Source organism: Methylobacterium sp. Leaf85 (genome assembly GCF_001422125.1).
GTDB lineage: Bacteria > Pseudomonadota > Alphaproteobacteria > Rhizobiales > Beijerinckiaceae > Methylobacterium > Methylobacterium bullatum.
The window spans coordinates 19,089-45,904 of record NZ_LMME01000014.1 but is presented as its reverse complement, the minus strand read 5'-3'; the positions used below and the strand labels follow the sequence as shown (position 1 = coordinate 45,904).

24 protein-coding genes, 1 tRNA gene and 2 pseudogenes are annotated in these 26,816 nt (G+C 67.4%); 10 read left to right on the top strand and 17 right to left on the bottom strand.

All coding sequences use genetic code 11. The features are described 5' to 3' along the window. Window positions 1–63 precede the first annotated feature (63 nt). Window positions 64–804: pseudogene (locus tag ASF08_RS11185) on the bottom strand (transposase); the annotation flags it as partial. Window positions 805–1,025: 221 nt separating this feature from the next. On the opposite strand from ASF08_RS11185, the pseudogene ASF08_RS25775 reads away from it, so the two are divergent. After that, window positions 1,026–1,509 (top strand): annotated as a pseudogene (locus ASF08_RS25775) (DDE-type integrase/transposase/recombinase); the annotation flags it as partial. Between the two features lie 64 nt (window positions 1,510–1,573). Here the strand turns inward: ASF08_RS25775 and ASF08_RS11175 are convergent. Further along, complete coding sequence (locus tag ASF08_RS11175) at window positions 1,574–1,897, bottom strand: hypothetical protein (protein ID WP_056145060.1); 324 nt, start codon at window positions 1,895–1,897, stop codon at window positions 1,574–1,576. Further along, on the bottom strand, window positions 1,894–2,067 hold the full coding sequence (locus ASF08_RS25320; protein WP_018045469.1) for a hypothetical protein: 174 nt from the start codon (window positions 2,065–2,067) through the stop codon (window positions 1,894–1,896). Before ASF08_RS25320 ends, ASF08_RS11175 begins: the two co-directional genes overlap by 4 nt. 192 nt (window positions 2,068–2,259) lie before the next feature. Here ASF08_RS25320 and ASF08_RS11170 point away from each other — a divergent pair, with 192 nt between their 5' ends. Next, window positions 2,260–2,856 (top strand): hypothetical protein, encoded by a 597-nt coding sequence (locus tag ASF08_RS11170; RefSeq protein WP_200931848.1) that lies wholly within the window; start codon window positions 2,260–2,262, stop codon window positions 2,854–2,856. Window positions 2,857–3,242: 386 nt separating this feature from the next. Then, window positions 3,243–4,151 carry an MBL fold metallo-hydrolase gene (locus ASF08_RS11165; RefSeq protein WP_018045467.1) on the top strand — a complete coding sequence of 303 codons (909 nt, stop codon included), beginning with the start codon at window positions 3,243–3,245 and terminating at the stop codon, window positions 4,149–4,151. Here the strand turns inward: ASF08_RS11165 and ASF08_RS11160 are convergent. Continuing rightward, on the bottom strand, window positions 4,138–5,616 hold the full coding sequence (locus tag ASF08_RS11160) for an amino acid permease (protein WP_056145057.1): 1,479 nt from the start codon (window positions 5,614–5,616) through the stop codon (window positions 4,138–4,140). The two genes, ASF08_RS11165 and ASF08_RS11160, sit on opposite strands and share 14 nt — an antisense overlap. Window positions 5,617–5,796: 180 nt before the next feature. After that, window positions 5,797–6,552, bottom strand: coding sequence for a DJ-1/PfpI family protein (locus ASF08_RS11155; RefSeq protein ID WP_443136816.1), 756 nt, complete (start codon window positions 6,550–6,552; stop codon window positions 5,797–5,799). Window positions 6,553–6,881: 329 nt separating this feature from the next. Here ASF08_RS11155 and ASF08_RS11150 point away from each other — a divergent pair, with 329 nt between their 5' ends. The 3 genes from ASF08_RS11150 (at window position 6,882) to ASF08_RS11140 (ending at window position 8,779) form a co-directional block, all read left to right on the top strand. Next, complete coding sequence (locus ASF08_RS11150; RefSeq protein ID WP_018045464.1) at window positions 6,882–7,625, top strand: sigma-70 family RNA polymerase sigma factor; 744 nt, start codon at window positions 6,882–6,884, stop codon at window positions 7,623–7,625. Window positions 7,626–7,850: 225 nt separating this feature from the next. Beyond that, entirely contained in the window at window positions 7,851–8,261 is a 411-nt protein-coding gene (locus tag ASF08_RS11145; protein ID WP_018045463.1) for a DUF1236 domain-containing protein, read from the top strand. Window positions 8,262–8,473: 212 nt separating this feature from the next. Beyond that, entirely contained in the window at window positions 8,474–8,779 is a 306-nt protein-coding gene (locus ASF08_RS11140; protein WP_018045462.1) for a hypothetical protein, read from the top strand. Window positions 8,780–8,796: 17 nt separating this feature from the next. Here the strand turns inward: ASF08_RS11140 and mscL are convergent, their stop codons facing one another. From mscL to ASF08_RS11125, 3 genes are all read right to left on the bottom strand, one after another. Beyond that, window positions 8,797–9,219 carry a large conductance mechanosensitive channel protein MscL gene (mscL, locus tag ASF08_RS11135; RefSeq protein WP_026176221.1) on the bottom strand — a complete coding sequence of 141 codons (423 nt, stop codon included), beginning with the start codon at window positions 9,217–9,219 and terminating at the stop codon, window positions 8,797–8,799. A gap of 57 nt (window positions 9,220–9,276) precedes the next feature. Then, on the bottom strand, window positions 9,277–10,122 hold the full coding sequence (locus ASF08_RS11130) for a CDP-alcohol phosphatidyltransferase family protein (protein ID WP_056145054.1): 846 nt from the start codon (window positions 10,120–10,122) through the stop codon (window positions 9,277–9,279). 89 nt (window positions 10,123–10,211) lie between these two features. Beyond that, entirely contained in the window at window positions 10,212–10,922 is a 711-nt protein-coding gene (locus tag ASF08_RS11125) for a phosphatidylserine decarboxylase (RefSeq protein WP_018045459.1), read from the bottom strand. 213 nt (window positions 10,923–11,135) lie between these two features. On the opposite strand from ASF08_RS11125, the gene ASF08_RS25315 reads away from it, so the two are divergent. Then, window positions 11,136–11,306 (top strand): hypothetical protein, encoded by a 171-nt coding sequence (locus ASF08_RS25315; protein WP_187273446.1) that lies wholly within the window; start codon window positions 11,136–11,138, stop codon window positions 11,304–11,306. 31 nt (window positions 11,307–11,337) lie between these two features. Here ASF08_RS25315 and ASF08_RS11120 read toward each other — a convergent pair whose 3' ends face one another. Further along, window positions 11,338–12,240, bottom strand: coding sequence for a pyridoxamine 5'-phosphate oxidase family protein (locus tag ASF08_RS11120; protein WP_056145053.1), 903 nt, complete (start codon window positions 12,238–12,240; stop codon window positions 11,338–11,340). A 28-nt stretch (window positions 12,241–12,268) separates the two neighbouring features. Beyond that, window positions 12,269–12,883 carry a glutathione S-transferase family protein gene (locus ASF08_RS11115; protein ID WP_056145051.1) on the bottom strand — a complete coding sequence of 205 codons (615 nt, stop codon included), beginning with the start codon at window positions 12,881–12,883 and terminating at the stop codon, window positions 12,269–12,271. A 139-nt stretch (window positions 12,884–13,022) separates the two neighbouring features. On the opposite strand from ASF08_RS11115, the gene ASF08_RS11110 reads away from it, so the two are divergent. Further along, entirely contained in the window at window positions 13,023–13,931 is a 909-nt protein-coding gene (locus ASF08_RS11110) for a LysR family transcriptional regulator (protein WP_056145049.1), read from the top strand. 45 nt (window positions 13,932–13,976) lie between these two features. Here the strand turns inward: ASF08_RS11110 and ASF08_RS11105 are convergent, their stop codons facing one another. Beyond that, the gene (locus ASF08_RS11105; protein WP_056145047.1) at window positions 13,977–14,798 is read right to left on the bottom strand and encodes an oxidoreductase; all 822 of its coding nucleotides are present in this window, start codon (window positions 14,796–14,798) and stop codon (window positions 13,977–13,979) included. A gap of 561 nt (window positions 14,799–15,359) precedes the next feature. Between ASF08_RS11105 and ASF08_RS11100 the strand changes: the two genes are divergently transcribed. Beyond that, window positions 15,360–16,454: an acyltransferase family protein gene (locus tag ASF08_RS11100; protein WP_056145044.1), complete on the top strand. Its 1,095-nt coding sequence runs from the start codon at window positions 15,360–15,362 to the stop codon at window positions 16,452–16,454. Window positions 16,455–16,707: 253 nt separating this feature from the next. Here the strand turns inward: ASF08_RS11100 and ASF08_RS11095 are convergent, their stop codons facing one another. From ASF08_RS11095 to ASF08_RS11075, 5 genes are all read right to left on the bottom strand, one after another. Next, on the bottom strand, window positions 16,708–18,516 hold the full coding sequence (locus ASF08_RS11095) for a reverse transcriptase family protein (RefSeq protein ID WP_056145040.1): 1,809 nt from the start codon (window positions 18,514–18,516) through the stop codon (window positions 16,708–16,710). Window positions 18,517–18,832: 316 nt separating this feature from the next. Continuing rightward, complete coding sequence (locus ASF08_RS11090) at window positions 18,833–20,497, bottom strand: hypothetical protein (protein WP_056145037.1); 1,665 nt, start codon at window positions 20,495–20,497, stop codon at window positions 18,833–18,835. Next, entirely contained in the window at window positions 20,494–23,640 is a 3,147-nt protein-coding gene (locus ASF08_RS11085) for a hypothetical protein (protein ID WP_056145034.1), read from the bottom strand. Before ASF08_RS11085 ends, ASF08_RS11090 begins: the two co-directional genes overlap by 4 nt. Before the next feature lie 450 nt (window positions 23,641–24,090). Then, complete coding sequence (locus tag ASF08_RS11080) at window positions 24,091–24,375, bottom strand: hypothetical protein (protein ID WP_056145031.1); 285 nt, start codon at window positions 24,373–24,375, stop codon at window positions 24,091–24,093. Window positions 24,376–24,571: 196 nt separating this feature from the next. After that, window positions 24,572–25,549, bottom strand: a complete 978-nt coding sequence (locus ASF08_RS11075; protein ID WP_056145027.1) for a hypothetical protein — start codon at window positions 25,547–25,549, stop codon at window positions 24,572–24,574. A gap of 376 nt (window positions 25,550–25,925) precedes the next feature. Here ASF08_RS11075 and ASF08_RS11070 point away from each other — a divergent pair, with 376 nt between their 5' ends. Then, window positions 25,926–26,393, top strand: a complete 468-nt coding sequence (locus tag ASF08_RS11070) for a hypothetical protein (RefSeq protein ID WP_056145024.1) — start codon at window positions 25,926–25,928, stop codon at window positions 26,391–26,393. A gap of 286 nt (window positions 26,394–26,679) precedes the next feature. Here ASF08_RS11070 and ASF08_RS11065 read toward each other — a convergent pair. Then, window positions 26,680–26,764 (bottom strand) — tRNA-Leu (locus tag ASF08_RS11065). Between the last annotated feature and the right edge of the window lie 52 nt (window positions 26,765–26,816).

Here is a 26,816-nt window from a genome sequence, read left to right as displayed (position 1 = left end):
AAACATCCTCAGCTCCTCTCGAAAGAGAAGCTTCTCCACTGGCCGGATTTTACTCCGCCCGCATCAGCACCCCGCCGACGCTCCAGTGGATGGTTTTGTCACCGCCCTACACAGCTGCTCGTGGATCGCGGCCGTGCTCGCCATTTCGGGCTGCATCGCGGGGCAGGTCATCACGTTCGTGACAAGATGAGCTACATCCGGGTCGCAGACCTCGGGGTCGGAGGGGGATTGCAGCCGCTCACCGACCGGCGGCAGCTCCGGACCGCTGCGCCAGTGCAGCGTCCCGCCTCCCTCACGGGCATAATGCACGCGCCACACGTCGCGCAGGGTGCCGACCATCGACACGCCACGTGCCTCAGCGGGTGCATCCGGCGCGTCCAGGGCCTCAAGCAGACAGAACCCGTCGACACCGATCGCAAGAGGGAGTGCTTCCCGCTCCGCCCGACCTTTGGGCGGCCGGTAGCCCTCGACCCAAACCGGCTGCGTGATCCCGCGCAGCCAGCCCGGCGCGACGGCGGCCAGAACGTGCGTGCTATCAGTGCGCTGCTTGCCGCGTGCCTTGACCAAGCCGCGGGCCCTGAAGCGCGTGAGCATTCGATCCAAAAGCAGGTGCTCGGCGTCGCCGGCGATGAGGCGGGCGCGGGACTCAGTCAGGACACTGAAGTGGAAGCCCGGCTCGGTGAGTTCGAGCCCGAGCGCATACTTCCAGTCGATCCGGGCACGCACGGTATCCGCAGCTTGGCGATCGCTCTGTTGCTCTGAGAACTCAAAGACCGTGAAGAGAGCCAGCCGCCACGGCGGAAGCCCGAGTTGGCCACGGGTTGGGTAGAGGCCACCGAAGTCCTCGTCCTGATAGAGGGCGCTGAACTGAACTCGTCGCGCAGTCGCGTGGCCGTCGTTCCCTTAAAGAACGCCGCCTTCGCAAGCCGCACTGTCTCAGCCAGGATCGTGCCGATCGGTTCCGGTCGCAAGCTTATCGAGCATCGCCATTACAATGCCCGCAACCCCTGATTCGCCGACAGTATCTCACCTACGTGCCGACTGCTGCCGCCTTCCTCTACCTCAGCGTCGGGCTCGATGCCTTCAGCCGCCGGATCGTTGGGTCATCACCTCCGCTCGGAACTCGTCCTAGATGCTCTGGAGATGGCCATCACCCAGCACAGGCCCCGTGGCGTGATCCATCGCTCGGACCAGGGATCGCAACACACGTCGAGGGCCTTCGGCAGCTGCTGCCAGTAGGTGAGCGTGCGACCCTTGATGGGTTCGGTCGGCGACGCCTACGACAATGCCATGGCTGAGGGCTTCTTCTCCATCCTCAATTGCGAGTTGCTCGCCCGCCGTCGCTTCCGCTCGCAGGCCGAGGCTCGGATGGCCTGCTTCCGCTACATCGAGGGCTTCTACAATCCGCTGTGCCGGCACTCAGCGCTCAGCTACCGCTCGTGCTTCGTCTACGAACAGGAAACTCAGTCGGATCCGTTGCCGGAGACTCAGCTCCACCAAGCCCCCTGATCCGATCATAGAAACGGGGCAATCCGAGTTTTGTGAGAGACACAAAGGTTGGCACGCCCAGCCGTCACGCTCTTCCGAGCATTGTCATATGGGCGAGGTCGGCTTCCGGCGGCTTGAGCAGGGTCGCCGCCAGATTGGCCTCGAGCACGATGAGATCGCTATCAGGATTGGGCTCCCACCCGCAATTGCAGCCGCCTGGACCTTCGTGGGCCTCGGCGACCTGTCGATACAGCGTTCCGATGGTGCGCGCCGCTACCGCCAGCGCCTGGAGCGCCGGAAGAGGTTGTCGGTGCAGACTAGTCCAGAACGCGCGTCGCAGTGCCTCGTCCAGTTCGCTTCCCTCCTTGGGCGGATCGATACAGGGCCGGGAAGAACGGATAACACTCACGCGATCTCTCCTTTTACGATCGGGATCGGTTTGTGCATCAGGCCCGGCTCCTTTGCGGCAGTCAGGAAATCGACGAAGTCTGCGATGCGGTGCAGACGCATGTCGACGGTGCAACCATCCCACCATGCCAGCCGTGCATAACCGCGGATCAGTTCCAGCACCCGTTCCATATCGTCCGACCTCCAAATTCTGCAGTGCCCCGACAGCGGGCATAAAGAAGCAAGCTGATCGATCAAGCAAGCGTATTGGCGAATATTGGAAAGAGTATAAAACTCACGCAAACCGTTCGGGCTACAATTTAGATTTAGATCTATTCTACGTTGCCTGCCCTTAGCGCCTCATTTTGCGGGGTTGAAGCAAAAATGGCGTGCCTTCGTATCTGCGTTCCCCACCCTGAGCACCTTTTACGAAATGGCGATCGAGGCGGGCTGCCAACGCGTTCGGCAGTCATCGCCAGCGGCGGAGAATGCCCCGAAATCTACGGTGATGCGGCCGCCCTGCTACCGGAGGTGGATGTGCCGAATGTGCCCGAGACCCATAAGATCAGCATCAATCCACACCTGCTGCAGGAAGCGATGTTCCGGGCCGCCATCGAGAAGCTTGGTGCGGATCGCATCAGTCCCATCTCGCTGCGATCGGTTGCGTTCGACGAGATCGAGGGCGTGATCGGGGACATCATGAACTGCGAGGAGATCGTCTCCACCTCGCTCCACGGCGTCATCGTTTCCCATGCCTACGTTATTCCCTGTCAGTCGCTCCGCGTGACGAGCGACCTGGAAAACGCGCGGGATTTGTTCAAGATATGGGATTACAAGCTCTTGGTCGGTCTCGATGATCCCGCTTTCGGCGTCCCTCCGAGATTTATCGACTTGAAGTGGCTCGAAGCGTGCGAGTGCGTCCTGCTGCCGTCGCCGATCGACACGACGGCTCTCCGGGCACCGTTCCCCTTCCCCGGCTGATTGAAGGCCTGAACGGCGAGGCCGGTTTCCGGCCCTAGCACCACCCGCCGCAGGGCCGAGGAGCTCTCTTCCCGCACGCCCTCTCGAGGGCGTTTCGATGCGCAATCCCAACAGGCGGGTCGCCTTATCTATCGCTCGTGAATATGAGCCCAAGGCGCTCTTGCCCGACGCGGAAACAGTCAGGCGGGAGCCGGCTTTCCGCAGAATCGGGTCTTCTAAGCTGTGTGCGTGGCCGCACATCGATGTCGAAACGGGCTGACTACCTCATGGTCAACCCCACTTCGATCCTGGCAACCTGATCGTGGCCGCTCTCGCGAGGAACGGATCGCATCGGTGCGCCGAAAGGCACCGGATCTCAGATGGATCGGGCAATCGGTAGTCGAACGATGACCATGACGCACACGACCTCGGCTGAGGACGGCCTCTCCCTACGCTTCTGGGGCGTTCGAGGTTCCACGCCTGTCAGCGGGCCGGATTATGCCGAGTTCGGGGGCAATACGCCTTGCATGGAGGTCCGATGCGGCACGCGCCTGTTCGTGGTCGATGCCGGGTCCGGCCTTAACGCTTGCGGTCTCCATCATCGCGAGGCGCTACCCAAGGAGATCGATCTCCTGTTCAGCCATCTCCATCTCGATCACACCGCTGGGCTGCCGTTCTTCAAACCGGTGATCTTCAACCCAGAGCGGACGATCAACACCTATTGCGGGAACCTCGACGGGGACAGCGCTAAGGCGGCCCTGGACCGGCTGTTCTCGCCGCCGCTGTTTCCGGTGACGCTCGACGTCATCCCGTGCACATTCTCCCATCACGGCTTCAAGGCGGGCGAGTCGCTGAGTTTCGCCGACGGCGCGCGGGTCGACACCATCCTGCTCAATCATCCACAAGGGTCTGTGGGCTATCGCTTCGACCATGCGGGCAAGCGCCTTTGCATCATCAGCGACATCGAGCATTCCGACCCCTGGCCCGACGAGGCCCTTCGTCGCTTCGTGGAGGGGGCCGACCTGCTCGTCTACGACGGCATGTTCACGGAGACCGAGTATCCCCGCTGCTGTGGCTGGGGGCACTCCACCTGGGAAAAGGGCGTCGAGTTGGCGCGGGCGGCGGGGGCGAAGGCTTTGGCGATCATTCATCTCCACCCGTCGCATGGCGATGCGCAGTTGCGCAGCGTGGAGGCCGAGATGCAGGCCGTGATGCCGACCGCGTTCATCGCGCGCGAACGTCAGATGGTCGCCGTCGGCGAGGTGACGGAGCCGGCCCGCGACGGCCGGCACCTGTCCCTGATCAAGACGGCCTGACGGCCTCGTCGCGGCCGAGGCGGCTGTTGCGCCGGCTCCAGGCGAAGTAGATCACAAGTCCTACCACGAGCCAGGCAAGCAGTCGCAGCCAGGTCTGGCCGTCGAGGGACACCATCATGGCGAGGCAGCTGACGATGCCGAGGATCGGCACCAGCGGCACCAGCGGCGTCCGGTAGTCCCGTCGCGCATCGGGCTGGGTCCGGCGCAGGATGATGACCCCCGCACAGACCAGGATGAAGGCCAGCAGGGTGCCGATGCTGGTCATGTGGCCGAGCTGGCTGATCGGCAGGAACCCGCCGAGCGCGCTGGTGAACACCATGAAGAACAGGTTCGAGCGGTAGGGCGTCTTCCAGGTCGGGTGGATCTTCGAGAAGAAGCCCGGCAGCAGCCGGTCCTGGCTCATGGAATAGAACACGCGGCTCTGGCCCAGCAGCAGGACCAGGATCACGGTGGAGAAGCCGGCGATGACGCCGAGGGTCACGAGGCTCTTCAGCCACGGGAACGGGGTCTGGGCGATGGCCGTGTTCACCGGGGCGGCATCGCCCTTCATGGCGTCGTAATGGACGAGGCCGGTGAGCACGCCGGCGAAGGCGATGTAGATCACCGTGCAGATGGCCAGCGAGCCGAGGATGCCGATCATCATGTTGCGCTGGGGGTTCTTGGCCTCCTGCGCCGCCGTCGAGACCGCGTCGAACCCGATATAGGCGAAGAACACGACGCCGGCGCCGCGCATGATGCCGCTCCAGCCGTACTCGCCGAACGTGCCGGTGTTCTCGGGGATGAACGGCACGTAGTTCTGCGCCTTGATGTAGAACAGGCCGACGCCGACCACGACCGCCACCACCGCGAGCTTGATCGCCACGACGACGGCGTTGACGCGAGCGGATTCGCGGATGCCGATCATCAGCAGGGCCGAGACGGCGACGATGATGAGGATGGCGGGCAGGTTGACGATGCCATGCGCCGTCACCCCGTCGACCGTGTAGGTCTCGAAGGGGGAATTGACGAGGCTGGGCGGCAGGTTGATGCCGAGCGTGTCCCGCAGGAACCGGGTGACGTAGCTCGACCAACTCACCGAAACGGTGGCCGCGCCGACAGCGTATTCCAGTACGAGATCCCAGCCGATGATCCAGGCCACGAACTCGCCCATGGTGGCGTAGGCGTAGGTATAGGCCGAACCCGCCACGGGGATCATGCCGGCGAGCTCGCTGTAGCACATGCCGGCGAAGGCGCAGGCGATCGACGCGATGGCGAAGGAGATCACCACGGCGGGGCCGGCATGCTCGGCCGCCGCGATGCCGGTGAGGGAGAACAGGCCGGCTCCGATCACCGCGCCGATGCCGAGGGCGACGAGGCTCCAGGGGCCGAGGGTACGTTCGAGCTTGTGCTCACCCCCTTCGGCGTCGGCATTCAGTCGCTCGAGGGATTTCGTCCGGGTGAGATCGCCTGCGAGGCCTGATGCCATTGATCGATGCCCTTCATGGTTGGAGCGCGGAGGTCCGGCGTCCAGCGCATGGCGACCATGCAGCTTTCCCGCCAAGGGCTAAACCTTGGCCATTCAACGAGGTTCCGGCAAAATGACGCGCCGTCTCGCGGGTCGCGGAGGCCGCCCGAGGCGGCAAGCCCCGGCCCTCAGCCGCAGCGTCTACCGCGTGGCTGCCGCGAGACAGCCAGCCGCCAGGTCCTTGAGGATCGCTCCGGCGCGGGCGGAGATGTCCGGCCCGGCCGTCTCGGGCGTACCGTCGGAGAAGGGCGGTTCCGGCGCATATTCGGCCACGAGCTGGCTCGTCCTGGCATAGTCGTCGCCACGCAGGCGGGCCGCCAGGACGAGGGCGAAGTCGAGGCCTGCGGAAATGCCCGCGGCCGTGATCCGGTTGCGGTCCACCACCACGCGCCGGTTCACCGGAATGGCGCCGAGGCGGGGCAGCACGGTCTCGCGCACGCACCAATGCGAGGTGGCGCGGTAGCCGTCGAGCAGCCCCGCCGCGCCGAGGATGAGCGAGCCGGTGCAGACGCCGGTGACCCAGGATGCGCGTGGAGCCCGGTCGCGCAGGAAGGCCAGGGTCGCCGCGTCGCGCATCTGGGCGGGGGTCGCGTCGCCGCCCGGCACGAAGAGCACGTCGATATCGAGGGGGCAGGTCTCGAAGGAGGTGTCGGCAATGAGGGTCAGGCCCGTATCGCTCGGAACGGGTCCGGCTCGGCGGGAGACGAGATGGAGCCGATCGCCCGCCAACCCGGCCAGGATCGCCTGCGGGCCCACGAGGTCGAGCGCCGTCATGCCGGGGAACATCAGCATGGCGATCCGCACGGGCGGCCGCTCGGGCGCCGCCGCGCGAGCGGCCTCGCCCGGACCGGACAGAACGGCCGCGGTCAGGCTCGCGGTGAAGGCGCGACGATCCATGGACGATCCCTCCCGAGGGCCATGCCCTCCCAATGACCATGCCCTCCCGATGGCCATGACCGGATCATATAGACCACCGATCACGCCAGCAGAGGCCGCTGCGCTTTGGGACATGACCAAGATGTCGCTGCCTCCGGCGCCATCCGCCGCATGTGGACGCGAAGGGCGTACTTCGCCATATGCGCAGCTTGGCGGGATGCGTGACCGGATGGGATGCGCTACAACCCCGTCACATGCTACGGGCTCGCCATCGACGTCAGGCGGACCGATCCGATACGGCCGGCCCGAACCGGACGATTTCCTGCCAAACGATCAGAATACGACGAGCCATGACACGCGACGTCCTTGACACCAGCCCCGACCGCTTGAGCGACACGAATGGCGACGGGCGGCCGAGCCTGACGGCGACCATTCGCTCCCATCTCGGAGACCAGCTCCGCACGGTCTACGACCGCCTCGGCACGGACGAGCCGTCCACGCGTTTCGCCGAGCTCATCGAGAAGCTGGAAGCCGCCCTGAAAGCGCGCGGCGAGCAGGTGGAGCCCGAGTTCCGCAACGGTCTGCTCGCGGCGGTGCCATCGCTGCGGGCCTTCGCGCTCTCGCTCACCAGCAATCCGGCTCGCTCGGACGATCTCGTGCAGGACACCCTGCTCAAGGGCTGGCAGCATCGCGCTCGGTTCCAGCCGGGCACGAACCTCAACGCCTGGCTCTTCACCATTTTGCGCAACATCTTCTACTCGGACCACCGCAAGCGCGTGCGCGAGGTGGAAGACCAGGACGGCTCCTACGCGGCGCGTCTCGCGACGGCACCGCACCAGGGCGACCGCCTCGATGTGGAGGACCTGCAGACGGCTCTCGCCAAACTGCCGCCCGACCAGCGCGAGGCCCTCGTCCTCGTGGGCGCCGAGGGCGTGTCCTACGAGGAGGCGGCCACGATCATGGGCTGCAAGGTCGGCACGGTGAAGAGCCGCGTCAGCCGCGCCCGCGGGCGCCTCGCCGAATTGCTCGGCTACGACGAGGAAGACCTGAGCTCGGACCGGCTGATCCAATCGGCCATGCCGAAGGACGCCTGATTCCGGCCGCCGAGCCGTCGGGATCGGCGCTCCTTCGCACTCACGAAGCGCTATCGTATCGCGACACCGGGCACATGAGGAACGTCGTCCCCCACTCGGGGGCATGGTTGGGACAATCCGGCAAAATCGATTTTCGAGGCATCCCTTTCCGGAGATCGGGCGTTACTGCCCCGAACCCCGCTGAGCGTCACCGTTCGCGGGTCATCGGATACGGAGATCTCGATCATGAACATCAAGACCCTTCTCGCCGCTTCGGCGATCGCCCTTTCCCTCCCCCTCGCGGCCCAGGCCCAGGGCCTCGTGCGCGGCGCCGAGCGCGGCGCGCAGGACGGTGCTGACGCGGCCGGCCCGCTGGGCGCCATCGTCGGCGGTGCCGTCGGCGCAGCGACCGGAACCGTCGGTGGCATCCTGGGTGTCGACGACCGCCCCCGTTTCCGCCAGTACGTCACCCGCGAGCGTCACAGCTCCTACGCCTATGACGGCGATGTCCGCGTCGGCGCGACCCTGCCCGGCACCGGCGTGACCTATTACGACGTGCCGTCCGAGTACAACGCCCGCGGCGCGCGCTACACCATCGTCAACGACCGTCCGGTGCTGGTGGACCGCAGCCGCCGCATCGTCGAGGTCATCGATTGATCGTCGACATCGATCGACGCTGACCATTCGGCAAGAGCCCCCGGTGCCACGGCACCGGGGGCTTTTTCGTGGATCGAAGAATCGTCAGGGTTCGCAGGAGAAACACCTGAAATACCGGCGCAGGATCGGGTACCCTCAACATTTGTGAGTCGGTACGCGCAACACTCGCCGCCCCGGCCGGTTATTGCTCTTGACTGAGGGAGACACCCGATATGGCAAACGATCCGATTCTCCGCATTGATCAATCGGCCTCCGGACAGTCCGGCGCCGCGGATGTCGATCCGTCTCTGCCCGAGCCGGTGCGGGACCATCTCGGCCAACAGCTGCGCTCCGTCTTCACCACGCAGGACGATGCGCCGAAATTCCTCGGTGAACCTGCCGTGCCGGAGGAATTCGCGCCGCAATTGCGTCGCCTTGAGACTCGGTTGAAGACGCATGAGGAAGGCACCGGTGCAGTCGAGCAGGCTCTGGATGGCCTCCTCGACGACCTGAACGCACCGCCCGCGACGTCGATCTGAACTCGGACCTCGGGACCCTAGACCTTGGGTTTGGCCGCGAGGATATCGCGGATCTCGCCCAACAGCTTCACGTCCGCCGGGGTTTCGGGAAGGGGCTTTGCCTCTTCCTGGGTTTGAAGCTTGTTCATGGCCCGGATGACGAGGAACAGCACGAAGGCGACGATCATGAAATTGAGCGCCACGGTAATGAACTGGCCGTAGCCGATCACCGCGCCCTGCTTCTTGGCATCGGCATAGGCCGCGCCTTTCTGCACGCTCGACGAGAGCGCGATGTAATAGTTCGAGAAATCGAGGCCGCCCGTGATCGCCCCGATGATCGGCATGAACACGTCCTGGACGGCCGACGTGACGATGGAGCCGAAGGCGGCGCCGATGATCACGCCCACCGCCAGGTCGACGACGTTGCCGCGCAGCGCAAATTTCTTGAATTCTTCCAGCACCGTCGCCTCCAAAGCGTGAGCCCAACGGGCTTCCCGCAGAGACGTTAGGCGAGCCGATCAGCTTTCGACAGGCGCCGGTTCGATCTGTCCACGGCCGGTTACGTCGAGACGCTCCTCGATCTTCGCCCGGCGCCGGTACTGCGCGGCCCCGATCGGCAGGGTGACGAGGTAGCCGCCCGCCATCACCACCATGGCCTCGAACGGATAGCTGATGAACAGGCCGAAGGCTGCGACCACCACGAGGAAGATCGGCAGCACCCATTCGCGCGGCACGCGTTTGCCCATGGTCTTGCCGGAGAAGGTGGGCACGGTGGAGACCACGAGGAGGGCGATGCAGAGCGTGTAGCCGAGCACCACCGGCGCGGCCCAGCGCTCGAACGGCAGGCCGAGGAAGTGGAGATAGAGCGGCAGCATCGCGGTCAGCGCTCCGGCCGGCGCCGGCATGCCGACGAAGAAGTCCTTCTTCCAGGCGGGCCGGTTGGGATCGTCGAGCATCGCGTTGAAGCGGGCGAGACGCAGTGCCATGGCGATGGCGAAGATCAGGGCGACGATCCAGCCGAGCGAGCGCAGTTCCTTCAGGGCGAAGCCGTAGAGGATGAGCGCCGGGGCGCAGCCGAAATTGACGAAATCGGCGAGGGAATCGAGCTCGGCCCCGAAACGCGACGTGCCCTTGAGCATGCGGGCGACGCGCCCGTCGATCCCGTCGAGGAAGGCGGCCGCGACGATGGCGATGACGGCGGGCTCGAACTTGCCCTCGAACGCGAGACGGATCGCGGTCAGCCCGAGGCAGACCGCCATCAGGGTGATCATGTTGGGCGCGATCATCCGGAACGGCACCGCCTTGAAGCGGCGCGGCTTCGGCTCGTTAGCATCCGGCTCGAATGGCGGAAAGAGATCGTCCATGACGCGCCTTTTCAGAAAGACGGGCGAACGGGCCAATGGGGCACCGTCCGCGAAGGATCGCGACCCCGCCCGGGCGGGGCCGGGCGAGATCAGATGCGGCGGAAGCTGCGCTCGGGGCCGCCGCCGAGATCGGCGAGCACGGTCTCGCCCGCCACCGCCTTCTGGCCGAGGCCGACCAGCACGCGCGTGCCCACCGGCAGGTAGACGTCGACACGCGAGCCGAAGCGGATCAGGCCGAAGCGCTCGCCGACATTCAAGGTATCGTTCGCCTGCACCCAGCCGACGATGCGGCGGGCCACCAATCCGGCGATCTGCACGACGCCGACGCGCAGGGGGCTGCCGCGATGGGTGGTCTCGATGACGAGGCCGTTGCGCTCGTTGTCGTCGCTGGCCTTGTCGAGTTCCGCATTGAGGAACAGGCCGGGCGTGTAGACGATCTGGCCGATCTTGCCGGTGACGGGGACGCGGTTCACGTGGCAATCGAACACGTTCATGAAGACCGAGATCCGGGTCATCGGCTCCTGCGGCAGGTCGAGCTCGGGCGGCGGCAGGACGGTGGAGATTAGGTTGACCCGGCCGTCGGCCGGCGAGACCACGAGACCGTCCGCCACCGGGGTGACCCGCTCGGGATCGCGGAAGAAGTAGCAGACCCAGAGGGTGAGGATCAGGAAGATCCAGCCGGCGAACTGGGCGAAATAGCCGAACAGCACGGTCAGCACGATGCCGATCAGGATGAAGGGGTAGCCCTCCTTGTGGATCGGCACGAGGGTTCTGCGGATCGTCTCAAGCAGATCGGACATGAAGATTCGGTACTCCTGCGGACCGAGGGATCGGCCGCGCCCGCAATGCGGCCGGGTTGGCAGTCCCGACGGCCTGCGTCAACTCTCGGAGCGGATCGGCGGCGCCCGCAGGGCATCCCCGGCACCGGACCGGCCTTTGCGCATTCCGTTTGATGATGCCTTAAGCACCGCGCCGCTAGACCGGGATAGGATCGGGCGGGGAGCGGGGATCGGATGCTGGGTCGGGCGCTGATGCATGTGCGAGCGGCGATCGCCCTGCGGGACTGTGCCGCGAGCGCGCCTTCGGATATCGAACGCCACCTCCTGATGAAGGTGGCCGCGATCCACGAGGCCCGGGCCCGCAAGGTGCTCCGCGCGAGCCAGAGCCAGGGCCGCCGTCGCTGAGGCCGGCGCGGCACGGGCGCCGGTCGCTCCGTCACCAGAGCGGCACGGCCCCCGCGCGCCGGACGAAGGTCCGGGGTGCGAAGCGCCAGAGCCGCTCGGCGCCCGGGAAGCGCGCGATCTCGGGGGAATCGAGGAGCACCTCCGCCCGCCCCGTCATCTGCAGCAGGTCGCCGGTGGTGAAATCGATGACTGCGAGCCCGGCACGGGGATTGGCGCGGATGTTTCCCAATGTGTTGAAGAAGCGGTTGCCGGAATAATCCGGGACCGTGAGCACGTCGTCCTCGCTGACGCGCACGAAGCCTTTGGGGCCGCCGCGATGCGAGACGTCGACCTGCCGGTCCCCGTCCTTCCCCTCCGCATAGGTGGCGACGAAGACCGTATCGGCCCCGGCGATGAGCGCACGGGCGCTCTCGTCGAGGCCATGGCCGGTCTCCGGAGCCGCCGCGACGGGATTGCGCCAACGCTCCGCACCCTGCCGGACGTGGATGTATTGCGGGCAATTGCCGAAGCTCTGCTGCACCCGGAGCTCGAAACCGTCGCCCTCCCGGCGCTCCACGATCCCGTTCAGGCGGTTCCTCCGCCGCGTCGCTAGATCGATCCCGAGCAGACCCACCGCCGCACCCTCCGTCAGGCCCGCCTCGGCCGGATCGCCGAGTTCGGCGGCTGCCCGAACGCGCAGCCGGAAGGGGTCAGGCGCCTCGACGAAACCCGGTTCGCCCGTCCGGATCGTCGCCCAGACGTCACCTGCAGGGTCCACCGCCCCGAGCACCACGAAGGGCAGGTGCCGGAAGAAGTCGCGATGCTGCTCGATCATATGGTCGCGGATCACGCGGGGGCCGATCTCGGCCATGCGCTCGGCGACGCCGGCATGGTCCTGGATCGCGATCTCGCCCGGGTGCCAGGGCGAGGCGGGGTGAGGGTCGGATGAGGACATGGGGCATCTCCTGTGGCAGGGGGTCGTCTCAGGCCGCGCGCAGGCCGGCCGCCGTCGTCGGAAAGGCCACGAAGCCGGGCAGCGCCTCGATCCGGCCGAGCCAGGCGCGGATCTCGGCATAGGGCGCGAGTTCGACATTCCCCTCGGGGGCTGCGGCGACGTAGCTGTAGAGGGCGACATCCGCGATGGTCGGGTGGTCGGCGGCGATCCAGGCGCGATCGGCGAGCTCCGCCTCGATGCGGCCTAGGATTTGATGGGCACGGGCAATCACTTCGGCCGTGTCGAAGCGAGCGCCGAACAGGGTGATCATGCGGGCCGCGGCGGGGCCGAAGGCGATGGGTCCGGCCGCCACCGAGAGCCAGCGCTGCACCTGCGCCGCACCATAAGCATCCTCCGGCAGCCAATCCGTGCGCCCCAGCTTTTTCGCCAGGTAGACCAGGATGGCGTTGGAATCCGGAACCACCACGTCGCCGTCCACGAGCACCGGCACCTGTCCGAACGGGTTCAGGGCCAGGAAATCCGGCGTCTTGTGCGCGCCGGCGGCGAGGTCGACCTCGACGATCTCGCAATCAGCACCCACCAGCGACAGGAACAGACGCGCCCGGTGCGCATGCCCGGACAGGGCCATGTGGAACAGCTTCATGATGGATCTCCGCGACGGCCGGACGAGGGCGCCGGCCACGGACACATGAGAGACCCTTGCCTGGAACGCGTGAACCGGCATTCTCCGCAATCGACTATTCCAAGTTTCTGAATAATCCGCGGGTTAGGAGGAGGCCGGCATGGACCGATGGCAGGCGATGCGGGTCTTCGTGCGGGTGGCGGAAAGCGGGGGCTTCGCTGCTGCGGCGCGCCAACTCAACATGAGCCCGCCCGCCGTGACCCGTGCGGTGGCCGCCCTGGAGAACCGGATCGGAACCCGTCTTCTGACGCGGACCACGCGCTCGCTGATGCTCACCGAGGCGGGCGGACGCTATCTGGAGGATTGCCGCCGCATCCTCTCGGACATGGAAGAGGCGGAAGCACTCGCGGCCGGCGCATACGCGACACCTTCCGGAACCTTGACGATTACCGCTCCGGTGCAATTCGGCCGGCTTTATGTCTTGCCTGCCGTCACCGAATTTCTTGCGCGCTACCCGGCCGTCAGCGTGCGGGCGCTGTTCCTCGACCGGGTGGTCAACCTGATCGAGGAGGGTGCCGATGTGGGAATCCGCATCGGGCACCTCGCCGATTCCGGGCTCGTCGCGGTCCGGGTCGGCACGGTCCGCAGGGTTCTCTGCGCCGCGCCGGACTATCTCGACCGGCACGGGACACCGGAATCGATGGGGGATCTGCACCGCCACGCGACCATCGGTTTGATGGGAACGCGACTGCCCTTCGAGCACCATTCCCCGGTCGAAGGGCCGACGCGTGGCGCCACGCGATGTCGGTTGATCTGCAACACCATCGACGCGGTCCTGGCGGCTGCCATCGCGGGCCAGGGGATCGCACCCCTGCTGTCCTATCAGGTGGCGCCATCGGTCGCCGAGGGCCGGCTCAGGCTGGTCCTCGACGATCCGGACGCGGTGCCGCTCCCGGTCCATATCGTGACCCTGGAGGGAAGGCGCGCGCCGGCCAAGGTGCGCGCCTTCATCGATCTGGCCGCGGCGAGGCTCCAGGCCGACCCGATGGTCAATCCCGGCCGTGCCTGAGAGACGGGCGGACCGTGCTTCCCACGCCCCCCGAAGCGCGGAGGCTCAGGAGACCGGGGGAAGGCGCATCTGCTTGCGGTAGCTCTTGTCGAACTGCTTGGCCGGCACGAATCGGCGCAGGAGGCTGGCCTGCCGCGCCATCGATCCGGCGGTGTAGCGCAGATGGGGCGCCGCCGCGGTGGCGGCTTTCACCACCACCGCGGCGACGATCTCGGGCGCGTCGGCCGTGGCCATGACCTCCCGCGTGAAACGCTCCCGGCCCGCGCGATCGGAATCGTAGAGGCTCAACGGGGCATCGGGGGAGACCAGGTTCGCGTCGAAGGCCGTGCGCGTATAGGCCGGCTCCACCAGCACGACCCGGATCCCCTGGCCGCGGACCTCGTGGTCGAGGGATTCCGAGTAGCCTTCCAGCGCGTGCTTGCTGGCCGAATAGACAGCCATGTAGGGCGCCGGGACGAGCCCCAGGATGGAGCTGATGTTGACGATGCGGCCGCCCGACTGCGCCCGCATCAGCGGCAGCACCGCCCGGGTCGTGCGGATGACGCCGAACAGGTTGACGTCGAAGAGCGCCTGCGCCTGCGCGACCGTGGATTCCTCCGCCGCCCCGCTGATGCCGAAACCGGCATTGTTGACGAGCAGATCGATCCGCCCGGTCTCGCCGTGGACCGTCTTCACCAGGGCCTCGACGGACGCGTCGTCGGTCACGTCGCAGGCCAGCATGGTGATGTCCCCGTCCCGTCCCTGAGCGGGTCTGCGGCTCGTTCCGTAGACCCGGTAGCCCGCCGCTTTCAGGGCCTTGGCCGTCGCCAAGCCAATGCCGGATGCCGCTCCGGTAACGATGGCCGTCTTGATGTCCGTCTTGCCCACGACGCTCTCCCACGATGCGCCCCCTCGGGGGACCGCTTCGGCTTATAGATTATGATTATAATCTATAATTGCAAGACGTGTCTGGGGAGCCGACGCATCCGCGATGGCGTACGTCGACTCAAAGGGGCCTCCGCCCAGGTCGCCAGCAGGCGAGTGGCTGAAATTTCACGGGTGGTACCGTTCGCGCGCGACCCCTTGCAGACCCTCGGAAGGTCCGCTTCCAGGCTGTTCAGGCCGCTTCCGGGCGAGAGTGGGTGGAAGCAGGCACCGCCTTCGCGCCCGCTTACAACTCGAAGCTTGCTCCGGGAGTGTTCGCGTTCGGCATGCTTGATGAAACATCGAGCAGGACAGGGTTGGGTGGCTCTGCCAATGCCGACTTACGAGCGGCAAGAGCACCGAAGTGAACGTCGCCCCACCGACCCGCGACCCTAAAGCAGGCGCGCCCACAACACATTTCAAAATATGAGTAACTCCAATGCTCGCTTGCAAATTTCAATGGCCTGCATTGGATGTGAATGTCTAACCACACTGTAGTGACTTTAATATCCCGGAGAGCATGTCGTGAAACAGCGCCTCGACGGCTTGACGGGTCTTCGAGGTATTACCGCATTCAGCGTCGTCATTTTTCATTTCAATATTATGCCGCTCAGCTCAATGGAAGTGGCGACCTGGCTGCCATTTTTTAAATTCGGAAATACGGCCGTCGACATCTTTTTTATCATTAGCGGATTCATTATTTCATTTGTTCACCTGAATGATTTCAAGAATTTGAGTAGTAGGGGTATCGGACGATTCATACTTTTGCGACTCGCCAGGATCTACCCGCTTTACGTGCTTACTGTCATATTTATGGTCGGCATGACGGCCGGCGCGATCATGCTCCACTTGCCGTACAATCCCAAAATCGCAGATTTTGGCCGATTACTAGACTGCTTGCTCATGACCCAGGCATGGCATTCAGACGGCATGGTCTGGAATTATCCAGGGTGGTCGCTCAGCGCTGAATGGTTTGAATATCTTATATTTCCCCTCATCGCTTCTGGGGTCGTTGGTCTGGGAAAAAGGCAGGGCGCTTTCGTGTTGGTAGTTGCCGCCGGAGCCCTTATTGCCTATGGCGGACTGAATTACTTCGAAAGTATGCCTTTGATAAGAAGTACGGCTGGTTTTTTATTGGGAATGCTCTGCTTTCAGCTGACTTACTTAAATTTAGTAAAGAGCATTCCGTTTGTCCCCATCGCTTTGCTTGCAATTGCCATTTTGACATTTACATGGGGCACCATTGCCGGACCACTCACGCTTCTAATGTTCTATTCAATTATCGTTTTAGCATGCGCCTATCCAGGCAATAGAATTGAGCGCACTTTCGTGTATAAACCGTTTGAATATTTGGGACAAATATCATATTCCCTTTATCTCATCCACGCGCCCATTCAAATGGTTCTTGGGCGTATCCTGCTCCAGCGTTGGCAGTTTGGTCAGTCAAAGATCGCGGACATCATAGTCAGCGGCGCATTCATCTTTGTGACGGTTCTTTTGGCTCACCTTGTCTATCGGTGGTTTGAGTTGCCAACCAGACGTTGGTTGCGGTCGCGCATATTGCCCTATTATCAGCTGGAAGAGGGGGCGCCTCCTGGGGTTACAAGTGCGAAGACATGACGATGCCCATCGTGTTGTGGGGAAAGGTCGGCTGAGAGGCGAAAGGTCGGGGTCTTTTTTCCACATATCGCGGACGTTCAGGGGTCGGTACCAAGCGTCGGATGCCCACCACCATGAGCAAGCCGCCGTCACATCGCCAGCGACGGCGTCCTCCGCCGGGTCTCGAAGACCCCGACCCATGGATCAGGGGCAGCGCGGCTCGGTTTTAGGGGCGGTCGGAATGCGGCCGGACACGGGGCCGCTGCCAAGATCCTTATCGCCGGCGTCGGCGGCGGAGCCAGCGTCGGATTGCGATGACGAGAGCCGCCGCGAGCACGAGCAATCCGAGAACCGGATGCACGATGGCGCCCGCCTGGAACAGGACGAACACGCCGAGCACCGCCATCCAGGGCTTCAGCGGAGTGTCCTCTTCGATATCGCCGCCGGGCGGCGATACGGGACGCGGCTGGTCGGAGGCCGGCGCGGGGCGGCGGCCGATGGAGGGCAGGCCGCTGCGTCCGGGTACGCTTTGGGCGGGCCGCTCCGCCTCCAGCAGGATGGGATCTGGCTGCGGCGGCGGGCGTTCGGCCGGGCTCCACCAGCCCTCGCGCGGCGGCACGCCCCGCGCGGATTGCGCGCGGAAGGGGGTGATCCGTGGCTGGGCCGGCTGATGCGGGGTCCCGTGTTTCTCGGCGAGCCTCCGCGCCTGCGCAACCAGGGGAGCACCGGCTTCGGGCGTGACCATCCGGACGAAGCGGGCAAAGCCCAAAGCCGCCCCGAGCACTGCCTGCCCCTCGCTTCGGCCCCAGCGGCGGCCGGCGGGGCCGTGCCCCTCGATGCCGTGCAACAGGGCGCGGAACCGGCGCAGGGTCTCGCGCGGCACCGCGACCCGTTCGTTCACCGTGAGCCCGGTGACCTCCTGGTGCCGCCCCCGCCGCATCACCCGCGTCTTGTCGGGATGGACGGTGAAGCCTTCCCCGGCGACGATCTCGTGCACGTATTTCAGGAGTGCGCCGGTCTTGCCCGCCGCTTCGCCCGAAGCGGAGAAGGTCATGTCGTCGGCGTAGCGCGTGTAGGTGAAGCCGAGCGAGGCGGCGAGGCCGGTGAGCCGCGCATCGAGGCGGGTGCAGACGAGGTTGGTCAGCGCCGGGCTCGTGGGCGCCCCCTGCGGCAGGCGCCGTGGTCCGCGCGCCGCGTAGAGGCGCTGTCCGTCGATCTCGACCTCGTCCACATCCGGCTCGGTGCAGAGCAGGGCAAGGACGGTGGCGACCGGCTCGGCATAGCCGAGACCGCGAAACTTCCCCTTGATCCGGCGGTAGTCGAGGGTCGGGAAGAAGTCCTTGAGATCGAGGTTGACCACCACGTCCCGCCCCACATGGAGGGCGGCGTTCGTCAGGATCGAGCGGCCCGGAACGAAGCCGTGGGCCGCGTCGTGGATGCCCGCGTGAGCCAGCACGGCATCGAGGATCCAATATTGCGCCCGCTTGAGGCGGGGCATCGGCGCCGAGATGGCGCGCAGCCCGCCGGTCTTCTTCGGGATGGTGAAGCGCTGGTAGTGGCTCACCGTGGCGAGCGCCCGGTCATAGGCGAGGAAGCGCAGCTCGCCGAGGCCGATCCCCATGGCCTCGGCCACAGCGCCAGGACTCGCCAGTTCCGGCAGGCCGTCGGCTCGCGACGCCCCGGCGTCTCCCCCCGAGAGACCCGCCGAGACGCCCTCGCCGAGATAGAGGATCTCCCGGTTCCGGCGCCCGTGCCAGGCGAGCGCGCGTTCGTGCCGCCCGCGCGCGCCGTTGAGCTTGGTTTCGCGCCGCCGTTCCAGGGCCGCCTTCTTCCGGCGCTTGTGCATCGCCTTGAGGGCGGCATCCGGATTCGTCCAGAGCGCCGCGCTGCGATGCAGCTCCGTCAGTTCGCGGGCGAGCTCGCCCCGGCGGCGGATGACCTCCTCGGGGAGGTTCGGCTGATCCTTTCCGGCCGGCCAGTAGCCGAGCCGGATCATCTCTTCGAGGACGACCTCGTCCTTCGAGCTCTCGCGGATGCGGTCGTAGAGCTGCTGGCGGGTGAGCGAGCCGGGCTGGACGCTCATGGGCGGCTCGCCCGGACGGGAAGATGAATGAGGGACGCCGGCCGGAAAGCCTTCGTCAAGTCTCGGGACTGGTCCGGTCCACTCGATGCCGGCACGACCCCTACCGCGCGTTTGGGTTCAAGGAACCCAAACAGAAAGCGCGCGGTAGGGGTCTGTGCCGGCCCAGTGAAGAGCGGGCCAGTGACGCTTTGCCGGGCAGGGTGCAGGGACGGCGAAACGCCGCCCAGGTTGCAAGGTCCGCTCCGCCCGACGTCCCTCTGGGGATGAGACTTAGAGCATGCCGGGGACGGCATCAATCGGTTACGGACGCGGTTCCTCACGCCTGACTCCTCATCGGCTTGCCCTCGACCTGCGTGTGAACGATGCGGCGCAGGGCCAGCATGTGCTCGCAGGGGCCGCGCATCAGTCTGTTGCGGATGTAGAAGCCGCAGGTGCAGTGGCCGCCGACCATCCGGTCGTCCGCGTCGATCTCGACGGCGGTCGCCATGGCCCGGCCGTCGTCCAGCACCGAACCGGTGAGGCTGCGTCGGCCCTCGGCGCGGGTGATGGGGCCGAGGGTCACGAGCCCGGCGGCGACGAAACGGTCGGCCTTGGCCTCCTGCTCCGAGGCGAAGCGCAGGGCGCCCGCATCGAGGGGCTCGCGGGTGAGTTCGCGCAGGCGGAACACCCGCTTGTCGAGGTCGAACATGGCGCGGCCGGCCTGGACGTAGCCGCCGAGCGCGGATTCCACCGTCGCCCGGTCGAGGCCGGTCTCGGCGGCGAGGGTCCCGGCATCGGCGAAGAGATGGCGGCCCAGCGCCGCGAAGACCCGCGCGGCGGTGCCCGTATCGACATCCGTGCGGGGCGCGAGGAGGTCGAACTGGCCGGCGCGGGACCAGTCGTTGGCGGTCCAGCCGGACAGGCCGAGGGTGAAGCGCAGGCCGCCGTAATCCACCACCGCGAAGGAGGGCAGACCGGTGCCGAGGAGATGGAGCCGCACGGATCGGGCGAGGGGCAGGGCGCGGGCGAGGATCGCCAGCCGGCGCCGGCCCCAGAGCCGGATCTCGGCGCTCGCCGGCCCCCGGTAGATCGAGCGCCGGAAGGTCAGCCGCTCGTTCCAGGGTTCGATCAGCACGCTCACCGGCCGGTCCGGCTCGAGCAGGAAGCGCAGGGAGCGCGGGCCGTGCCGCTCCCGGCGGGCGGCGAGCCGCGTGAGGATCGTGTGCAGGTCGACGGGGTGCAGATCGACCACGCTGGCGGGCTGCGTCATGGCGCTCGAGACCTGCAGGAAGCCCCGCATCCAGGAATCGGGCAGATCGATCTTGTCCTCGCGATACTCCTCCGTGCCGCTGGTCTGCACCGAGAAGCCGGTGGGGTCGATGGCGAGCTCGGTGTCCCGGTCGCTGCGGATCTTCTGGAACTCGTCGTACAAAGCGTGGCTGTAATCGATGTTGGTGGTGCCGAAGGCCATCTCGCCCATGCGCTCGAACACGTCATGGTCGCAGGAGAGGCGCCCGTAGGTGGATTCGTCCAGGCTGAAACACTCGAAGAAGATCTCGTCCGGATGCACGGTGATGACCGGGTCGAGGACGATCCAGGCGTCGAGATCCTCTTTGTAGAGGCGGTCGAAATAAAGCTGCCGGGCCTTGTAGAACGGCCGCATCACCGTCTGGTACCGGATGCCGATGTCCGTGAGTTCGCGGCGCAGGGACTCGATCTCGGCTTCCAGCTCGTCCCTGCCGGCCAGCGCTTCGGCCAGGAGCTGCTGCTCGTTGGCCTGCAGCCAGGCGAAATAGGCGCTGCGGTCCTTCGGCTTGAAGCGCAGATCCGACACCACGACGTGGTGGAGGGCCGAGATCGCCTCGCGGAACGGCAGGTGGCGGGCGACCCGTCCGTTGAAGAAGGTCGGCGCGCGCAAGGTGTCGGGGGCGAAGCCGAGCCGCGTCGTGCCCCCTTCCGTGACGGCGCGGCTCTCGCCGAGATAGCGGTGATGGAGCTTCATCGGGCACCCTCCGACAGGGATCCGGGGGAGGGCCGTGCCGCGGACGGTCGCCGGACGAGGGGCGTCTCGAGATCCGGATAGGCGTCGGCGATGTCGCGGAGCGCCAGGATCGCGGCGTTCCGGTCGCGGGCCGTGCCGCTGAGCGACAGGTCGGCGAAGAAGGGCAGCAAACTTTGAGCCCGTTCCCGGCTGCGCAGGGCTTCCCCCTTCAGGAAGGCGGCCATCCTGTCCTTGGCGGTCCGCCCCGTCAGCACCTGCAGCATGACGATGCGGGCCAGCGGCACGAGACGCGCGAAGGCGTCCTCGCTGGCCACGGCCTCTGCCGTCAGCAGTTCCGTCACCAGAAGGTGCATCGAGGGCGAGGGATGTTCGAGGAGGCGCAGGATCTGGGCATCCGCCTCCCCCGGCCGCAGCCGGCTGCGCAGGATCCGGCGGGCGAAGGCCAAGACCTCCGGCTTGACGCTGTCGGTGACGACGGCGAGGGCATCGGGCGTCCAGGCCTCCTCCGGCCAGGCCGCGAAATGGCTCTCCGCGAAGGCGAGCGTCTCCGGCCAGTCGCTCTCGACGAGGAGGACGGCCTCGGCCGCCTCGGCCTGGAAGCGGGCCGGCTCGGCCAGATAGGCGGCCATCGCCCATTGCCGCACGGAGAGATGCGAATGCCCTCCGAGCCGCGCGATCTGGCGCACGCTGAAGAGGCCCGGCGCCCGCTCGGCCAGCACGACGGCGCCGAGGCGCTGCGCGCCCTTGGCCTGCGCCTGGAGGAGGCGCCACAGGGTGCCGGCGTCGAGGGCGGCGAGCTCGCGGGGCATCGCTTCGCTCAGGAGCGCGACCACATCGGCGACGAACTGGTCGTCCGGCGCGGTGCGGAACAGGCTCCCGATGAGGGATTGCGCCAGGGGGGCGGCGCTGTCCGGGTCGGCATCGACCAGGCGCTTGACCAGGGGCCGCGCCGCCTTTCGCAGGACGGGCGAAGGACCGCAGGCGAAGGCGAGGATGTGGTCGGCGTGCCGGCGGAGCCGCTCATCGTCGAGGCGCGACAGGAGGCCGATCGCGGCGTCCCGCACGTCCAGGGAGTCCGATCCGATCAGGGCGTACCATTGCTCGGCGGGCAGGCCATCGGCATCGGTGCCGGACAGGGCCAGCAGCGCGACGCCCGCAGCGATCATCTCCGGGGCCGGATGCGCCATCAGCGCGCCGATGTCGTGCCCGGCCACCGGCATGTCGTTGTTCGGCCAGAGCAGCGGGAGGCTGCCGCGCATGGCCCGGATCGCCGCCTTCGCTTCCTCGTCGAGGACGGGCGGCATCGCCCGCAGCCACGCCACCAGCCGCTCGGCCAAAGGCCCGGCCACGCCGCCCGGAAGCCCGCGCTCGCGGGCGAGGGGGACGAGCGCGGCCCCGACCTCCGGCGCGGCACTCGTGAGCAGGGCGAAGGCCAGCGCCACGTTCGACCAGGGCAAATCCGCCTCGGCCTCGATCCGCAGCAGGGCCAGCATCCGCGCCTCCGGGAACCGGGCCTGGACGAGGACGGCGAGGAGTTCGGGATCGGCCCCGCCCCGGGCGAGACGCTCCCGCGCGATCTCCAGGCCGAGGGCGGCGACGGCGGGCAGAGTCGCGCCGAGCAGGCGGCCGATCACGGCGGCATCCAGGGCCGCGCAGGCCGCGGTGTCGGCCCGCAGGACGCGCAGGCCCAGCATCGCCACGGGCTCGATCCGCCCCTTCGTGGCGAGCCGGAGCGCGAGGTCGGGCCGGGCGCTCCAGAGGTCGGGGAAGGCCTCGTCCCGCGAGTCGAGGTCGGTATCGGCATCGAGGAAGAACGTGGCCGAGCCCGAGCGCGGCCGTGCTTGGCGCGCGTGGCGGAACAAGAGTTGGCTCGCCGCCCAGTGGGTCGCGAGCGGCCCGCGCAGGCGGGCATCGCGGCCCCAATTGCCGTTCGCCTGACGCCGCCACAGGGTCGAGACCGTGCGCGGACCCAAATCCTCCGGCCGCACCCTCATCAGCAGGCCGGCGGCCATCTCGGCGAAGGCCGGATCGCCGACCTCGCCGCGCTTGCGCAAGGCCCGCCAGATCCGGCGCTTGAGGTAGAGCGAGGTGGCCGAGGACAGGCCGATCCGCGCATCCGGACCGCCCCGTTCATCGCGCACCACGAATTGCCGCCGCAACTCGGCCGAGTAGACCAGGGGGGCGCCGGATTTGTACATCGCCTTCGCGGTCTCGAGGCGCAGCGCGGTGGCGCCGAAGAGGCCGGCATCGTCGGCCATCTCGGCATGTTTGAAGAGGCGGCGCAGGCCGATGAGGTAGGGCGGCCGGGCGGGCAGATGCGGGAGCGCGGCGCAGAGGCCCGCATGCAGCACGGCATCGTCCTGCGCGCAGCGGCCGAGCGCCACCAGCGCTGGCCCGACGGAGATGGGCTTGCCCCTCGCGAGGGCGGTCAGCGCGGCGACGAGGCTGTCCGCGTCGCCGGCGCGGGCCGGCCGGGCGACCGCCTCCGGCAGGTCGGCCTCCTCTCCCGAGGAGCGTCGCTGCGCGCCCATCAGCGGCGAGACCAGGGCGAAGCGGGCGAGGTCACGGATCACGACGCTGCTCGTCTCGGCCGCCACGGCCTCGAGGATCGGTGCCGCCTTGCCCCCCACGGCGCGCGCCAGCGCCCAGACCAGGGCGTAGCTCGCCCCCGCCGGACCGATGTCCCGCACCAGGGCGACGAGGTCCGGCTCCGCTCGCGCGATGCGGAGCTGGCCGATGCGCCAGAGCAGGCGCTCGCGATCCTTCTCCGGCCAGAGCCCGCGCCGGCAGGAGGCCAGCCGCGCGAGAAGGATGCCGTCGCGGCCCTCGGCCGGGGTGCCGCCCTCCCGCGATTCCGCCTCGACCGTCGGTCCGGGGAAGGAAGCGGCCGGGTCGATCCGGCGGTAGCCGGCATTGACCTTCGCGACGACCACGCTGTCGAACACCTTCGCGGCGGCATCGGCGGTGATCGGCTGCGCCGTCTTCGATCCCTCGCGCAGGATCGTGCCGCGTCGTCCGTAGCGGATATTGACGAGGAAGCGCTCAGGGGCGGCGACCGCGTCGTTCTCCACGAGGTCCACCTCGTAGACCTTGTCGGAGGCCCCCTCCTTCAGGTGGAGGCGCGCCGCGCGGACGACCCTCATGCAGCGGACCCGGTCTGGGCAACAGTGCGATCCTCGGGTCTCTGCATCGTGGCTCCTCGCGAAACGGGGAAGAGGCGGCGACCGGCGCGGTGACATGCGGCGTTCCGGTCGCAGGGATGTCTAGCCGCCCTGGGATCGCGGGGGCAACCCTGGTGGGCCGGGCCACGAATAGTCCCGCACCGTGCGGTCACACCGGGTCCGCTCTCCTCACGCGAGGCCATGCGGGTGCCGATGGAGACCATCTCCGGGCCGGGTCGCGGCGGCGGCTTTCGCGAGGGAACAGCCGCCGACTTCGCCCGCCATCGCCGATCGGGGTCGGCGAGGGGTGGTCGAGACCGTAGCGTCCGTCCCGGAGGTCACGCCCGAATTGAGTGTCTCTCACAAAACTCCCGCTGCACTGTCGTGCCTGGAGCGAGAACCGCCCGGGATCGGAAGTTTTGTGAGGCATTCTCACGGCGCCCGCCGAGGCGCCGGGCCGCCGCCCGCCCCGGCCGCGGGGCCGTTCCGGCGGTCCTTCGCGACCAGCCCGTCCTCCGTCAGCGTGACGTCCCGGAGCGTCGCTGGCGGAATGAAGTCCTTGGAGAGTCCGGCGACGAAAGCCGGCACCGTCCCGAGGCGCCGGGCGGCCTGCCAGCCGGCATGGTGCAGCACGGCGCGCAGCTTCACCCGTTCGGCGAAGGCGGCGCGCGTGGCGGGCCGCGACAGGGGCGTCTTGCCCGCCAGGGGCTCCACCATCCGGCGCCGATGGTCGCGTCGAGGTTCTGGAACTGTTGCTGCTGAAGCCCCTGCGGGATGCTCGCTCCGACATCCTGGGCCGGGGCCGCGACGGGAACGAACGCGGCGAGGGCGCAGACGCAGCGGATCGTGGCGTTCATGGCATGCTCCACCTTCGTGAAGGCCGACGGATTGCCCTTCACCAGGACACGCCCACTCAGCGCGGAATCACCGAGGCGGCGACGCGCTCGGCCCGCGCGAGGGCGTCCGGCTGGTCCGCGCCGGCGAGACCGATGACGCGCAGGTAGCTCTTGCCCTCGAAGCGGATCGTCTGGGTCACCCCGACCTTTCGGCCGGACCGCACGTCCTTGCCGGTGGCGCGCAGGCGGATGAGGACCGCGCCGCCCTCGCTGGTGCGGCTCTCGTCGGTGACCGCGATGTCCTTCACCTCCCGGATGGTGCCCAGCGCCTTGCGGGCGAAGGCGCTCTGCTGGCCGGTCGCGACCGGGGCCTTGCCCAGGGAGGGCGCCACGATGACGAGCGGCTGGGTGCCTTCGGGATCGACGTCCTTGGGGCCATCGGTGAGCAGGAGGGTGTTTCCCATCAGCGTCCGCACCGGGCGGAACCCGGCCAGGTCCCCCACCGAATAGGGCATGGCCGCGATCTGGTCGGCGACGCTGCCGGGGGAGCGGAAGGCGATGGTGCCGAGCGCGGCTTCCACCGCCTGGTTCGGCACCTGTGCACGGGCCGCTTCCGGAACCTGCACGGTGACGAGGCCGGTGCCGTCCCCGCCCCGCACCACCGCGACCCACTTGGTATAGGCGATTCCCCTGGCCGACTGGCTGCCGCGCAGGACCCGCCCCTCGCCGCCGGCGACGGCCAGCGGCTCGGCGGCTCCCACGGCGGCGAAGCCCGTCGCGCGCAGGGAATCAGGGGTGAATTTTTCGGCGAGCTGCCCGTAGGCCTCGGCCGGCATCGCGACGATGACGATGGAGGCGCCGGAGGGATGCTCGAAACCGGCGAAGCTCCTGGAGAGCGTCATGCCGGCGGGCGGCACGAGACCGATCCCGCCGGCGGGCGGGAAGACCGCCTCGGCGGCGAGGGCGGGCAGGAGCGGGACGGAGAGGAGCGGGGAGACGAGGCCGAGGAGGGCGAGGAGGCGGCCGGTGGCCCGGCGGAAACGGGAAAGAACCATTCTGGAAGCGTCTCTCGAGAGTGGGACATCGGCGTCGGCGGGGCTTGCCCCGACGCCTGCTCGGAAGCCGCGAGAGCTTGGCCGGCGGACGCTTGGAGCGTCAAGTCACCGGGAGCCGTGCGTGAACCGTCCGCATCGGCCCGGCGCGCGAGGGCCTGTGTCCCGGCGAAGGGGCGGTAAAGCTGCCCTGCGACTTGCCTGCCGAGGGCACCGGGATATCCTGGCCGGCGATGGGGCGCTTGGAGAGTGCACCGGGACCGCGCTGGCCCGGCGGGAACGCTGGCCCGGAATCCCGCCCGAAGAGGCCGAGGCGGATGTCACGGTCGGGCCTCGCACGCACGGCACGCTCCAACGCGCTCGACCTTGGAGCCGCAGCATGACGATCACCCTCGACGACGTGAAGGCCGGCAAACTCCGTGACGACGGCCACATGAATTATGGGCCGAACGGCTCCGGCTGGCTGATGCAGCACAGCGCCATCCCGCGGCTGACCTGCATCGACCGGGGCTATGCGGGCGCGGCGCGGCAGGCGGCCGGACTGCCTTTCGAGCGGGTCTGGTGCGTGGACGGAATGCCGGTCGCCAGCCTCGAGGCGGCGATCGATGCGCTCAACGTGCCGCCCGTCTTCACCGACGAGGAACGCACCGTGCTCGAACACGTGCCGGCCGAATGGGTCGAACGGGTGGCCTTCAGCGAGCGTATCGCCGCAAAGGCGGGCCTGCCGATCGGGCCTGACCTCGAGGGCCTCCACCGGAAAGGCGCCCTCGAGACCGCACTTCGACCGGGCGAACCCTTTGCGACGGTGTGGATCCGGCGCGCCCCAGGCGAGGAAGCCGGAGAATGACGGCCACCAATGGCCTGCGGCTTCGGGCGTTCACCCGCCGCCGCCACGCTCCGACGGCACATGGTTCGGGATGTCGTTTGGAAAGAACCGACGCAAAGCTGGAACGCCCGGCGCAGCGCGACGCGCGCCATAGGATGGGAATGCTGAAGTTGGGACAGGACGACCTGTGCCGAAATCGCGGGTCATGCCCGTTGAGCCCGCTAGGCTCGGTTTATCCCGCATCGATCGACGAAGTGCGGAAAGCGGGGCCAAAAACTAAGTCAACATCAGTCACTTAGTTTTTGCTTGGTGCCCAGGAAAGGACTCGAACCTTCACCTCTTGCAAGACTGGTACCTGAAACCAGCGCGTCTACCAATTCCGCCACCTGGGCCGGTCGGCAGATGTTTGCCGACGCGGAGGTTCGTTTAGGCGGACGGGCCGGC

Coding starts and splice junctions, on each gene's coding strand:
- ASF08_RS25320 (WP_018045469.1), bottom strand. CDS start 2,067: ATGGAACGGGTGCTGGAACTGATCCGCGGTTATGCACGGCTGGCATGG.
- ASF08_RS11170 (WP_200931848.1), top strand. CDS start 2,260: ATGGCGTGCCTTCGTATCTGCGTTCCCCACCCTGAGCACCTTTTACGA.
- ASF08_RS11165 (WP_018045467.1), top strand. CDS start 3,243: ATGACCATGACGCACACGACCTCGGCTGAGGACGGCCTCTCCCTACGC.
- ASF08_RS11160 (WP_056145057.1), bottom strand. CDS start 5,616: ATGGCATCAGGCCTCGCAGGCGATCTCACCCGGACGAAATCCCTCGAG.
- ASF08_RS11155 (WP_443136816.1), bottom strand. CDS start 6,552: ATGGATCGTCGCGCCTTCACCGCGAGCCTGACCGCGGCCGTTCTGTCC.
- ASF08_RS11150 (WP_018045464.1), top strand. CDS start 6,882: ATGACACGCGACGTCCTTGACACCAGCCCCGACCGCTTGAGCGACACG.
- ASF08_RS11145 (WP_018045463.1), top strand. CDS start 7,851: ATGAACATCAAGACCCTTCTCGCCGCTTCGGCGATCGCCCTTTCCCTC.
- ASF08_RS11140 (WP_018045462.1), top strand. CDS start 8,474: ATGGCAAACGATCCGATTCTCCGCATTGATCAATCGGCCTCCGGACAG.
- ASF08_RS11130 (WP_056145054.1), bottom strand. CDS start 10,122: ATGGACGATCTCTTTCCGCCATTCGAGCCGGATGCTAACGAGCCGAAG.
- ASF08_RS11125 (WP_018045459.1), bottom strand. CDS start 10,922: ATGTCCGATCTGCTTGAGACGATCCGCAGAACCCTCGTGCCGATCCAC.
- ASF08_RS25315 (WP_187273446.1), top strand. CDS start 11,136: ATGCTGGGTCGGGCGCTGATGCATGTGCGAGCGGCGATCGCCCTGCGG.
- ASF08_RS11120 (WP_056145053.1), bottom strand. CDS start 12,240: ATGTCCTCATCCGACCCTCACCCCGCCTCGCCCTGGCACCCGGGCGAG.
- ASF08_RS11115 (WP_056145051.1), bottom strand. CDS start 12,883: ATGAAGCTGTTCCACATGGCCCTGTCCGGGCATGCGCACCGGGCGCGT.
- ASF08_RS11110 (WP_056145049.1), top strand. CDS start 13,023: ATGGACCGATGGCAGGCGATGCGGGTCTTCGTGCGGGTGGCGGAAAGC.
- ASF08_RS11095 (WP_056145040.1), bottom strand. CDS start 18,516: ATGAGCGTCCAGCCCGGCTCGCTCACCCGCCAGCAGCTCTACGACCGC.
- ASF08_RS11090 (WP_056145037.1), bottom strand. CDS start 20,497: ATGAAGCTCCATCACCGCTATCTCGGCGAGAGCCGCGCCGTCACGGAA.
- ASF08_RS11085 (WP_056145034.1), bottom strand. CDS start 23,640: ATGAGGGTCGTCCGCGCGGCGCGCCTCCACCTGAAGGAGGGGGCCTCC.
- ASF08_RS11080 (WP_056145031.1), bottom strand. CDS start 24,375: ATGGTGGAGCCCCTGGCGGGCAAGACGCCCCTGTCGCGGCCCGCCACG.
- ASF08_RS11075 (WP_056145027.1), bottom strand. CDS start 25,549: ATGGTTCTTTCCCGTTTCCGCCGGGCCACCGGCCGCCTCCTCGCCCTC.
- ASF08_RS11070 (WP_056145024.1), top strand. CDS start 25,926: ATGACGATCACCCTCGACGACGTGAAGGCCGGCAAACTCCGTGACGAC.